Here is an 11,302-nt window from a genome sequence, read left to right on the forward strand (position 1 = left end):
TCAGGATCCGCTGCGGGCCTCGTCCAGCGCGGCCTGGGCCTGGCGCTGGGCCTGCGCGAGCGCCTCGGCGGGCTGCTGCTTGCCGTCGAGCACCCGGTTGACCGCGTCCTGCCAGGCCGCCTTGAACTCCTCGCCGGCGGCGAGCGCTGGTGTGGCGAACCCGGCTTCCTGGGTGCGCAGGACGGTCTGCACGGCGGTGTCGAAGGCGGGGTTGCCGCCGGGTCTCACCACGTCGCGGAAGATGACCTCGTCGGCCTTCTTGTTGCCGGTGTAGACGCCGGTGAACGGCTTGCCGGCAGCCAGCCGCGCCGAGGCACGTGCCTTGGCGGCCGCGATCCACGTGGTGCTGTCCGTCATGGTCTTGATCCACTTGCAGGCCAGGTCGGCGTGCCGGGTCTTCGCGGGGATCGCCCAGGCGTTGCCGGTGATCCAGTCCACCGGCTTGCCGTCCACGCCCAGGAAGGGTGCGACGGTGAGCTTCACCTTGGGGGAGTTCTCCGCCAGCACGTTGAGGTAGAAGTCCTCCATCGGGAAGGCGCCGAGCTGGCCGGTGGCGAACTGGTTCTTCGCCCCGAAGAAGTCGAACGAGTCCCGGAACGACTTGAACCGCGCCCAGCCGCCCTGCGCGTTGACCAGACCGACGGTGTAGGTGAGCGCCTCGATCACCTTGGGATCGTCGAGGCGCGCGGTCCGGCCGTCGGAGCTGACCATGTCGGCGCCGTTGGCCCGCGCCCACAGCGGCAGGAACTCCGGGATCTTCGGGTCGAAGCCGATCCGCCGCAGCCGGCCGCCGCTGATCGAGGTGAGCCTGGCGGTGGCCGCGGACAGCGCCGGCCAGTCGCTGGTCGTGAACCGCGCCGGGTCCAGGCCGGCCGCCGACAGCACCGAGTCGTTGATCATCAGTACGCGGTTGTTGGAGAAGTCCGGGAGGCCGTACAGCGTGCCGCCGAGCGTGGCCTCGGTGACCGCGGCCTCCCGGAACTGGCTCATGTCGACGTTCTCGCGAGTGACGCAGTCGCCCAGCGGCATCAGCGCCTTCTTGGCGGCGTACGTGCCGAGCAGGCGCCGTTCCATGTAGACGAGGTCCGGCGGGGTGCCGGACGCCACCGCGGACAGGAACTGCTGGGCGTTGAAGCTGCCCTCGGACGCCTTGGCCGCGGCGGGCGCAATCGCCGCGTTCGCCGCGTCGAAACGGGTCCGGGCAATCTCGTCGCCGGTGCCGAACCCCATCATCGTGAGGATCACGGCGTCGCCGCCGGACTTGGGAGTGGATCGTCCCACTCCGCCGCAGCCCGCCGCCAGCGCGACGACCAGGACCGTACCCACCGCTGCGCGCCACACCCGGATGGCCATCGTCAAAATATAGAAGAATGCCGATGGTTGCGCATGCGGGCGGCGTCCGCTTCAGCGACCGGCGACGGTTCCGGCGAGCAGGCGGCGCCCCGCGGTGGTGCCCAGTGCGGCCGCCATCCCCGTGTCGCGCAGCCATCGGCCGGGCCGGGACCGCACGGTAGTGCCGCGGGTCGCCAGGTCCGTCCAGCCGAGCACCTGCCGGGCCCGGGCGCGACGCCGGGCGGCCCAGGCGTCGAGGTGCCGGTCGGGCGCAAGGCCGTGCACGACCCCGGCCAGCACCTCCGCCAGCGTCACCGCGTCGCGCAGGCCCAGGTTGAGACCCTGGCCGCCGATCGGGCTGCAGGCGTGTGCCGCGTCGCCGGCGAGCAGGGCCGGGCCGCGGCGGAACGTGCCGGCCAGCCGGCGATGGATCCGGAACGCGCTGTGCCAGCGTACGTCCGTGACCCGCAGCGACACCCCGCGCTGCTCGGCGTGGTGCAGCAGGCCGGACACCGGGTCGGCGTCCGGCTCCGGCCGTCCCGGCGGCAGCTGGACGAGCACCCGGCGCCAGCCGGCCAGATGCATCGGGAGCACGGCGACCAGTCCGGCCCGGGCGAGCACCATGTGCAGCGTGTCGGCGTCGAGCGCGCAGTCGGCGCGGAGGTCGGCGAGCACATAACGGTGCCGGTACGTCGTACCCCGGTACGCGATGCCGGCCTCCGCACGGACCCGGCTGCCGAAGCCGTCGCAGCCGACCACCCAGCGCGCGTGGATCGTCTCCCCGGCCCCGGTGACGGCGGTCGCCCCGTCCGCATGCCACGTCAGCCGGTCGATCCTGGTGCCGCGCCGCGCCCGCCGTCCCACGGCGGCCAGTCGGTCGTCGAGCGCCCCCTCGGTAGCACACTGCGGCACCGTGAGGATGTACGGGTACGGCGAGCGCACCAGGTCGGTGCGGTAGCCCCCGAGCGGACCGGCGGGCGAGTGCACGGCGACCCGGTGCGTCGGGCGGCCCAAGGGCAGCAGCAGGTCGGTGAGGCCGCTCGGCCGCAGGGCCTCCAACGTCGCGCTGTGCAGGTCGGTGGCGCGCGACTGCGTCACGGGTCCCGCGCCGGCGTCGACCACCTCGACGTCCACGCCGGCGGAGGCCAGCAGCAGGGCCGTGGTCAGGCCGACCGGCCCGGCGCCCACCACCAGGACCTGGGTTCGCATGGGGCCACAGTAATGATCACCGCACAACGGGCTCGAACGTGACCGGGAGCGCCTGCAGCCCGCGCAGCACGCTGGGACGCCATCGCAGCTCGTCCTCGGGCATCGCGGGGGCCAGGCCCGGCAGCCGGCGCAGCAGCGCCCCGATGCCCTCCACCGCCTCCAGGCGGGCCAGCGCCGCCCCGAGGCAGAAGTGCAGGCCGTGCCCGAAGGCGACGTGGGCGTTGTCCCGCCGGTCCAGGACCAGCTCGTCCGGGTGCTCGAAGCGCTCCGGGTCGCGGTTGGCGGCACCGGTCGACAGGACGACCATCTCGCCGGCCGGGATGGCCTGACCGCCGATCTCCACCTCGGCGGTCGTGTACCGGATCACGCCGGTCATCACCGGGCCGTCGTAGCGCAGGAACTCCTCCACCGCGGGGCCGAGCAGCGCCGGGTCGTCGCGAAGGGCCGCCATCCGCAACGGCCGTCGCAGCAGCAGGAGCATGCCCGTACCGATGAGGTTGACCGTGGTCTCGTGCCCGGCGACCAGCAGCAGGACGGCCATGGAGACGACCTCGTCGTCGCTCAGGCGGTTCTCCTCGCCGGCGGTCACGAGGTCGCCGAGCAGATCGTCCGTGCGGCGCAGCTGCTTGTCGCGGATGAGCTCGGCGAGGTAGGCGCGCAGCCGGCCGCGCGCGGCCTCGGCGACCGCGACGCCGGCCGAGTCCACCTGCGGGCGCAGCATCTCGGTGCTCTGCCGGCTGAAGAACGCCCGGTCCGCGAAGGGTACGCCGAGCAGCTCGCAGATCACCGCCACGGGCAGCGGGAAGGCGAAGTCCGCCACGAGGTCGGCGTGCCCGTGCGGGGTGACCGGGTCGAGCAGCTCCTCGGCCAGCTCGCGGACGCGGGGCCGCAGCCCCTCCACGCGTCGCGCCGTGAAGGCCCGTGACACCAGGCGGCGCAGTCGCGTGTGGTCCGGGGGATCGGTGGTCAGCATCGACGGTGACGCGGGGGTGCCGAGCAGCCGCGCGCCGGCGGCGACCCGGCGCGGGTCGCTGGACAGCCGCGGGTCGGCCGCGGCGGCGAGGACGTCGCGGTGCCGGGTCACCATCCAGGCCTCGGTGCCGCCCCGCAGCCGGACCCGCTGCACGGGGCCGGCCTCCCGCAGGTCGTTGAGCCAGGGGTACGGGTCCGGCCGGCGCTCCAGGTCGGCGGGGAACGGGTGTACGTCGTGCAGCGCTCGCTCGTCCATGGGGACTCCCAACGGCGTCCAAAAAGGGCATCTTTCCGTAACGAGCGTTCCAGACAGAGCGATGAATGTCTATGTCTAGACGGGTCTGCGGTTAGGGTCGGCACATGAACGACACGGCGACCCGGGGCCGCACCACGCCGTCGCGCGAGGCGATCCTCGACGCGGCGTCCACGCTCATGTCCCGGTACGGCTACGCGGCCACGTCGATCTCACGGATCTCCACGGCCTGCGGCCTGCCCGCCAGCTCGATCTACTGGCACTTCGGCAGCAAGGAGGGCGTCTATCTGGCCGTCCTCCAGCGGGCCCGGCAGACGCTGCTCGCCGGCCTGCCGGCGACCACGGTGGCCGGCGCCGGCGTCCCGCAGCGGCTCACCGCCTTCCTGGCCGCCGTAGCGGAGGTGTTCGACCGGCACCCGCACGACCTGCGCCTGCTGGTCGGCATCAGCATGCTCGAGGAGACCGCCTGCTCGGCCGCGCGCGCGGAACTGGCCGACTACCGCCTGGCGCTGCGCCGCTGGCTGGCCGACTCGCTCGGGTCCGTCTTCCGGATCCCCGGCACGTCCGAGATGGCCGAGTCCCTGGCCGGTTTCCTGCTGACCATCGCCGGAGGTGCCTCGATCGCCCGATGGTTCGAGGACCCGGACGCCGCCCTGCCCCTCGACGACCTGCACGTGGCGCTCAGCGCGCTGGCCCGCACCCACGAGAGGGGACAGCGGTAGGAAAGAGGCGGGCCAGGATCCGGTCGCGCAGCTCGGCGTCGACGGCGGCCAGGTCCGTGAACACGAGGCGGGCCAGCGCCGGACCGTCCGCGATCAGCTCGTAGATCCGCTCCAGCGCCCGGTCCAGCACGGCGGCCGCGACGTCGCTCAGCGCAAGCCCTGGAGCGCCTCAGCCGGACTTCAGCCGGACCACGGGGCCCGGCGGCAAGGTGTGACGCTCCAGTGACATCTGAGGAGTCCCATGAAGAAGAAACTGGCTCGCCTGCCGGTCGCGGTGGGCGCCGCCGTGGCGGTGGTCGCGTCGCTAGCCGGCACCGCGGCCGCCACCGTCGTGACGCCCGCGGCTCCGCGGGCCGGAAAGCTCGTGCAGGTCGGCCCCATCGCCGAGCACGGCTTCCCGGCCTGGTACCGCGACAGCAACGGCGTACGCCTGGAAGCCTGCACCACCCTCGACGACCCGCTGTGCTCCACGCTCCCCGACGAGGTGCCCAACCCCGAGGCTCCGGTGTCGTACCCGGACAACTTCCCCGGTGAGTTCTTCTACCAGCTCGCCGGCGCGGACATGACCCTGAACGACGGCACGCGCGCCACCATCGGGCTCGACCTCGAAGGCGCCTGGGCGGCCGAGCAGGTGCGCGAGGGCGACCAGATGGTGTTCGGCCGGGTCCGGATCCGGTTCGACGCGCCCGAGGGCCAGCGTTACCGCATCACGCACCCGTACGGCATCGACGACATCGTCGCGACCGACCGCGGCGTGAACATGACCGAGGACGTCGGCATCACCCCCGGCGCGTTCGGCGGCGCAATGAACTCCCGCATCGGCCCGTTCCTCAAGTGGGACCCGGCGGTCGCCCCGGCGGCACCGGCCGGCTACGTGGGCGACCCGGGTGTCGACCACGCCGTGGTGGGCAGCCCGTACAACACGAACTTCGTACGGATCGAGCGGCTCGACCCGGCCACCGGCGCCGTCCTCGGCCAGGTCGGCTTCACCAACCAGTTCAGCGTGCAGGGCCGGTACGCGACCAACGCCGGCGTCGACATCGACCAGGCCACCTACACCCTCGGCTCCGACGGCACCGGCGTGGTCGAGGTGTACGCGACCAGCGAGCCGGACGAGGTCATCGAGATCGTCGGCAACGAGGCGCTCGGCTTCCGCGGCACCCGCCTGCGGGGCAGCAACGGCCACTACTACGGCCGCTTCCCGGTCGCCGGCCCGGTGCCCGCGGGCACCACCATCGAGGTCGTCAACAGCAGCGACCAGCCCGTGGCCCGCAAGAAGCGCGCCCTGGTGGACGTCGTCCGGATCACCCAGGCCGACTACGACGCCGACCGGCAGACCCTGACCGTCGACGCCACCTCCAGTGACCGCAGCTCGCGGCCGCGGCTGTCGGTGACCGGCTTCGGCGCGGTCGGCAACTCGCCCTTCACCGGTGTCGTGGCGCCGCCGCCGACCATCACGGTCACGTCCGCCGCCGGCGGCTCGGCCACGGTGTCCCTGCTCGGCTCCGGTCGCGTGTTCCGTCCGGGTGCCCCGGTGGCGGCGGCCACGGCCGACACCCCGGCGATCATCGGTCAGACCGTGCGCCTCGACGGCCGCGCCTCGGCCGGTGAGATCGACACCTACCGGTGGACGCAGACCGGTGGCCCGCAGGTCACCCTCGCGGACCCGGCCGCCGCTCTCACGACGTTCGTGCCGACGACGCCGGGTGCGTACACCTTCTCGCTCGCCGTCTCGGGCCCCGGCGGTGCCGCCATCCCGGTGTCGGTCACCGTCGACGTCACCGCCGCGGCCGTTCCGACCGCCGACGCCGGTGAGGACCAGACCGTGGTCCGGGGCCGGTCGGTGACGCTGGACGGATCGCGGTCCACGGCTGTGGAGTCGTACTCGTGGCGCCAGGTGTCCGGCCCGGCGGTGACGCTGTCCAGCGCGACGGTGGCCCGTCCCACGTTCACCTACCCGCTGCAGGTGCTGCCCGCCGTGCCCGGTCCGAACCCGGCGTACGAGCCGAACAACGACCCGGTGGTGCTCGAGCTGACCACGCGCAACCCGGCCGGCATCGCCGTCGACCAGGTGGTCGTGCGGCCGCAGACCGAGGCGCTGACCGGCATCACGGTCCGGTACCGCACGGGCAACAACGAGTGGCGCATCTCCGGTAACACCAGCCTGCTCGCCGGTCAGCGCGTCGCGGCGGTGCTCGGCAGTACCGCCAACGGCCGGGTCATCGGCTCGCCGGCGACGGTGGACGCCGCCGCGGTGTTCAGCATCCGGACGACCGGCCCGGCGCCCGGCGCCGTGCGGACCATCACGCTGATCACCTCGACGGGCGCCCGGCAGGTGGTGAACGTGACGGTCACCAACTGACGAAGCGTCAGACCACGGCGCAAGCCGTGCAACCGGCGGCGGTCTCCGAAGTCAGGAGGCCGCCGCCAGCTGTTTGCGCAGGTGCGCGCTGGACGCGGACGACACCTGCTCGGCGATGGCGTCGCCGATCATCGAGCTGCGATGCTGCACCTCGCCCTCCGGCCCCTCACTGAGCAGGGCGGCGTGCACGAGGCTGTCGATGCAGGACAGCAGCTCGGGCACCGGCCGGCCGGTGATCGGCGCGAGATCGGCGGTGCTCAGCGGGCCGAGCACCGCGCACGACCGCAGGACCTCCCACGCCAGCTCCGGCATCCACCGGGTACGCGCGCGGGCGATCTGCATCGCCACCGCGTGCGCGATCTCCGGCGGCCGTGACGCCACGGCGACCAGCGCCGGGATGCCGCCGCTGCGCCCGGCCAGGGTGGGATCACCCAGCGGCTCCAGCTCCTCGGCGGTCAGCGGGGCCAGCCGCAGCACCAGCGGCGTGTTCAGGGTGGCCAGCGGGCGGCCGACGATCTGGGACGGGTAGCAGTACGTCAGCACGATGCGCAGCGCCGGGCAGTGCCGGTTCAGCCACGCCAGCTCGGCGACGCTGGTGCGGTCCAGGTCCTGGGCGTCGTCGACGGCCAGGAAGACCGGCTCGGGCCCCGCGAGGACCGTGCCGACCAGCTCCAGCTCGTCGCGGCGCAGCGGCCGGTCCCCGCCCGCGTCCACGGCCTCCAGCACGTCCGGGCCGGCGCCCAGCTCGGTCAGCGCGGCGCGCAGCCAGGCCAGCCGCAGCACGCCGGCCGACGAGTCGCCGTGCCCGGCGCCGGTCCGGCCGGGGGCGTGCCGGGCGATCTCGGCGAGGAAGGCGGACTTGCCCGAGCCGGCCGGACCGACGACGTGCACGATCCGGGGCGCGTCCGGCCCGAAGAGCACCGTGAGCTGGGTGACCCGGCCGAGGAAGCGGTCCTGAGGCGCGGCGGCCGGCGCCTTGAGGAGCACCGGTGCCGCAGGGGCCCGTACGGGCTCCGCCTTGGCCGCGGTGGCGTGCCGCTCGGCCAGCACCGCGCGCTGCAGCCGGACCAGACCGGGCGACGGCGGTACGCCGAGCTCCTCGTCGAGCACCTTGCGGCAGCGGTCGAAGATGCGCAGCGCCTCGTCGGGGCGTTCCATGGCCACCGCCGCGGCCATCGCCGCCTCGTACCCGGACTCCAGGTACGGGCTGAGCTCGATGGCGTCCAGCGCGAGGCGCAGGGACCGGGCGGGGTCGGTGTGCAGCGCCGCCTTGGCCAGCTCGAGCAGCGAGTTGACGCCGGCGAACTGCACCTCGGCACGGGCTGCCTCGGCCCAGTCGGCGTACGGGTCCTCCGGGAACGGCAGCTGGCGGGCGAGGTTGAGGATGCCGGCGTGGGCGGCGAGGCGCTCGAGGCCCTCGGGCGGCATCTCGTCCAGGCTGCGGATGGCGGCCCGCAGCTCGGCGAGGTCGAGCTCCGCGCGGCCGGTGTCGAACAGGTAGCCGCTGTTGCGGGTCACGATGAACCACGACGCCGCGTTGCCCTCGGGCTGCAGGCGCCGCCGGATCACCGACACGTAGTGCTCGAGGGCCGCCACGTGGTTGCCGGGCAGCTTCATGCCCCACACCGCGTCGGCGAGGGCGTCCTTCGACTGGATCCGGTCGTGCCGGGCGGCGAGAACCCCCAGCACCTGCCGGGCGCGGCGCGGCAGCTCGCCGGCGGGCAGGATCACGCCTTCGCCGTTGGTCACCGTCAACTGTCCGAGCACACAGACGCGCATCCACCCACCTCCTCGCCGGGACCAGATCGGCAGCCGCCGCCGAAGCTGAACGATTCCGCGCCCATCGGCTCGCCGCTGAGGCCCGGCTGAAGTGGCCGCCGTCGATCCAGCGGCGCCTCCAGGAAGACCAACGGAGCACTTCAGAGGCGGTGCCTAAGGTCTGCGATCACTTGCACGCCTCTTTGCTTGGAGTTCGGATGAGTCAAGGAAACGTGAGCCGGCGCGGCCTGCTCAAGGGCGCGTTGGCGGTCGGTGGCGGAGGGCTGATCGTCGCCGCCGCCGGTGGTGCGGTCATCGCCAAGGGCAGCGCCCTGGCCTCGAAGAACACCCCCACGCCGTTTACGAACATGTTCCGGCGCCCGCCGGTGCTCATGCCGACCGAGCAGGGCGTCGACGAGAAGGGCCCGTTCCACCGCTACCGGCTGACCCAGTGCTGGGGAGAGGCGAACATCGTCCCCGGCCTGACCACCCGGATCGCCGGCTACAACGGGATCTTCCCCGGCCCGACCATCAAGGTGCCGCAGGGCACCCGCACGGAGGTCCGGATCGCGAACAAGCTGACGGTCAACCCGCTGCACGGCAAGCCCTTCAGCACCGTGACCCACCTGCACGGCTCGGCGTCGCTGCCGCAGTACGACGGCTACGCGAACGACCAGACCAAGCCGGGGGAGTGCAAGGACTACAAGTACCCGAACTGGCAGCAGGCCCGCACGCTCTGGTACCACGACCACAACCACATGACCACGGCCCAGAACGTGTTCTCCGGCCTGGCGGGCATGTACCACCTGAGCGACCCGTACGAGCGCGCCCAGCTCCCGCAGGGCGAGTACGAGGTCCCGATGGTCGTCAGCGACATGGCGTTCAAGGCCGACGGCTCGGTGGCCTTCGACGGCGAGGACAACGCCGGCTTCATGGGCGACGTCATCCTCGTCAACGGCGTGCCGTGGCCGAAGATGCGGGTCAAGCCCCGGGTCTACCGGTTCCGCATGCTGGTGGCCAGCATCTCCCGTTCGTACCGGTTCACGCTCAGCACCGGCGACCCGCTGTACGTCGTGGCGACCGACGCCGGGATGACGCCGAAGGTCAACGCCGTGCCCTCCTACCGGCACGCCCCGGCCGAGCGGTACGAGATCCTCATCGACTTCCGGAAGTACAAGCCGGGACAGAAGATCGAGCTGAGGAACCTGAGCAACAAGAACAACGTCGACTTCGCCAACACCGGCAAGGTCATGCAGTTCGAGGTCGTCGCCGACTCGGCCGGCCCGGACCCGTACGTGATCCCCACGACCCTCGACCTCGGCCCGCAGCCGTTCATGAACCGGGGCGCGATCGAGGTCAACAACCTGAAGCCGGAGATGGCCAAGGCGCGCCGGACGATGCGCCTGGAGCGCAAGCACGGCATCTGGACCGTCAACGGGGAGACCTGGGAGGACGTCGAGAACACCAACTTCCAGCGGGTGTTCGCGAACCCGAAGCCGTACGACGTGGAGATCTGGGACCTGGTCAACGAGTCGGGCGGCTGGTACCACCCGCTGCACATCCACCTCATCGACGCCAAGATCATCGCGCGTAACACCACGCCCGACCGCAAGGCGCACGCGTGGGAGGGCGGCGGCAAGGACGTCTTCTACCTGGGCGAGAACGAGACCGTGACGGCGCTCATGCAGTTCACGACCGGCGACGGCAACGCCGGAGGCCGCTACATGACGCACTGTCACAACCTCATCCACGAGGACAACGACATGATGATCCAGTTCGCGGTCGGCGACATCAACGTCAACGACCCGATCAACTCCGACAAGCCGCACCTGGACGATGAGCCGGAGAAGCCCGTCGTGTACGCCCCCAGCTACCCGCTGGGCACCTGATGGGCGCCCTGACGACGATCCGCACCCGGCTGTGGCGGGTGCTGCTCGTGGCCCTGGTCGTGGTGGGCGCAGGCGTCGTGCTCCGCTCCGGCGGCTGGTTCGCCACCGCCGACGCGCAGCCGGCCCTCAAGCCCGCCGGGGTGATCAGCGACGACGCCGGCGACGAGCTCGCCACGACGACCTTCGACGGCGCCATGGTGCGGCAGCGGGCGGCGATCGCGATCCATCCCGCCAAGGGTGCGGATCGCGGGCAGATCACCCGGGAGCTGAAGGCGGCGGCGCGCCAGTCCGGCGCCGGCGAGCTCGCGGAGGCCACCTTCGCGGTGTTCAGCCCGGAGATGCTCGAGTACCTGGTGCCCGAGATGACGTTCGTGCTGCCGGAGAACGTGTCCGTGCCGCACGCCGAGGCGTTCATGCGGGACCACCAGCCGCGGACGGTGGCGTTCTACATCGTGCAGCCGGTGCTGGTGCACGACCTCACGTTCGCGGTCGTGCCCGCCCCGGGCACCTCGCCGGCCGAGGTGCGGGCCCGCGCGGACCGCGAGGGCATGCTGTCGGACTCGCTGAACCACTACGTCTCCACGGTGCAGGAGTCCGGGCTGACGGTGCGCTACTTCGGTGCCATCCTCAGCGACGGCCAGATCCAGTCGGTGCGCGAGGCGCTGGGCCGTGCCGCGAACGTGGCCGCCGAGCGGGTGTCGGTGTCGCCGAACCTGCCCGGGCCGGGCGTGGACCTGTCCCAGGGCGCCCCGAACCTGACCGAGTCCGGTGGTGGCCACGGCGGTCACCACGGCTGAACCTGTCG

8 protein-coding genes are annotated in these 11,302 nt (G+C 72.5%); 4 read left to right on the forward strand and 4 right to left on the reverse strand.

Annotated elements, in window-relative coordinates:
* The 3 genes from AB0J80_RS33895 to AB0J80_RS33905 are packed head-to-tail and all read right to left on the reverse strand — an operon-like array spanning nt 1 to nt 3,769.
* A complete protein-coding gene (locus tag AB0J80_RS33895) occupies nt 1-1,353 on the reverse strand; it encodes an extracellular solute-binding protein (RefSeq protein WP_364713337.1) in 1,353 nt (450 codons plus the stop codon).
* A 51-nt stretch (nt 1,354-1,404) separates the two neighbouring features.
* Entirely contained in the window at nt 1,405-2,541 is a 1,137-nt protein-coding gene (locus tag AB0J80_RS33900; protein ID WP_364713339.1) for an NAD(P)/FAD-dependent oxidoreductase, read from the reverse strand.
* A gap of 16 nt (nt 2,542-2,557) precedes the next feature.
* On the reverse strand, nt 2,558-3,769 hold the full coding sequence (locus AB0J80_RS33905; RefSeq protein ID WP_364713340.1) for a cytochrome P450: 1,212 nt from the start codon (nt 3,767-3,769) through the stop codon (nt 2,558-2,560).
* Nucleotides 3,770-3,873: 104 nt separating this feature from the next.
* On the opposite strand from AB0J80_RS33905, the gene AB0J80_RS33910 reads away from it, so the two are divergent.
* Complete coding sequence (locus tag AB0J80_RS33910; protein ID WP_364713342.1) at nt 3,874-4,488, forward strand: TetR/AcrR family transcriptional regulator; 615 nt, start codon at nt 3,874-3,876, stop codon at nt 4,486-4,488.
* Between the two features lie 241 nt (nt 4,489-4,729).
* A complete protein-coding gene (locus tag AB0J80_RS33915; RefSeq protein ID WP_364713344.1) occupies nt 4,730-6,850 on the forward strand; it encodes a hypothetical protein in 2,121 nt (706 codons plus the stop codon).
* A 51-nt stretch (nt 6,851-6,901) separates the two neighbouring features.
* Here AB0J80_RS33915 and AB0J80_RS33920 read toward each other — a convergent pair whose 3' ends face one another.
* Nucleotides 6,902-8,629: a BTAD domain-containing putative transcriptional regulator gene (locus AB0J80_RS33920; RefSeq protein WP_364713346.1), complete on the reverse strand. Its 1,728-nt coding sequence runs from the start codon at nt 8,627-8,629 to the stop codon at nt 6,902-6,904.
* A gap of 197 nt (nt 8,630-8,826) precedes the next feature.
* Here AB0J80_RS33920 and AB0J80_RS33925 point away from each other — a divergent pair, with 197 nt between their 5' ends.
* Together AB0J80_RS33925 and AB0J80_RS33930 are read left to right on the forward strand one after the other, a co-directional pair.
* Entirely contained in the window at nt 8,827-10,497 is a 1,671-nt protein-coding gene (locus AB0J80_RS33925; RefSeq protein ID WP_364713348.1) for a multicopper oxidase domain-containing protein, read from the forward strand.
* Entirely contained in the window at nt 10,497-11,294 is a 798-nt protein-coding gene (locus AB0J80_RS33930; RefSeq protein ID WP_364713350.1) for a hypothetical protein, read from the forward strand. Before AB0J80_RS33925 ends, AB0J80_RS33930 begins: the two co-directional genes overlap by 1 nt.
* The last annotated feature ends 8 nt before the right edge of the window (nt 11,295-11,302 follow it).

This window comes from Actinoplanes sp. NPDC049548 (assembly GCF_040676695.1).
Taxonomy (GTDB): Bacteria; Actinomycetota; Actinomycetes; order Mycobacteriales; family Micromonosporaceae; genus Actinoplanes.

Excerpts from the sequence above, each read along its gene's own strand:
- AB0J80_RS33895 (WP_364713337.1), bottom strand. The coding sequence starts at position 1,353 with ATGGCCATCCGGGTGTGGCGCGCAGCGGTGGGTACGGTCCTGGTCGTC.
- AB0J80_RS33910 (WP_364713342.1), top strand. The coding sequence starts at position 3,874 with ATGAACGACACGGCGACCCGGGGCCGCACCACGCCGTCGCGCGAGGCG.
- AB0J80_RS33925 (WP_364713348.1), top strand. The coding sequence starts at position 8,827 with ATGAGTCAAGGAAACGTGAGCCGGCGCGGCCTGCTCAAGGGCGCGTTG.
- AB0J80_RS33905 (WP_364713340.1), bottom strand. The coding sequence starts at position 3,769 with ATGGACGAGCGAGCGCTGCACGACGTACACCCGTTCCCCGCCGACCTG.
- AB0J80_RS33920 (WP_364713346.1), bottom strand. The coding sequence starts at position 8,629 with ATGCGCGTCTGTGTGCTCGGACAGTTGACGGTGACCAACGGCGAAGGC.
- AB0J80_RS33930 (WP_364713350.1), top strand. The coding sequence starts at position 10,497 with ATGGGCGCCCTGACGACGATCCGCACCCGGCTGTGGCGGGTGCTGCTC.
- AB0J80_RS33900 (WP_364713339.1), bottom strand. The coding sequence starts at position 2,541 with ATGCGAACCCAGGTCCTGGTGGTGGGCGCCGGGCCGGTCGGCCTGACC.
- AB0J80_RS33915 (WP_364713344.1), top strand. The coding sequence starts at position 4,730 with ATGAAGAAGAAACTGGCTCGCCTGCCGGTCGCGGTGGGCGCCGCCGTG.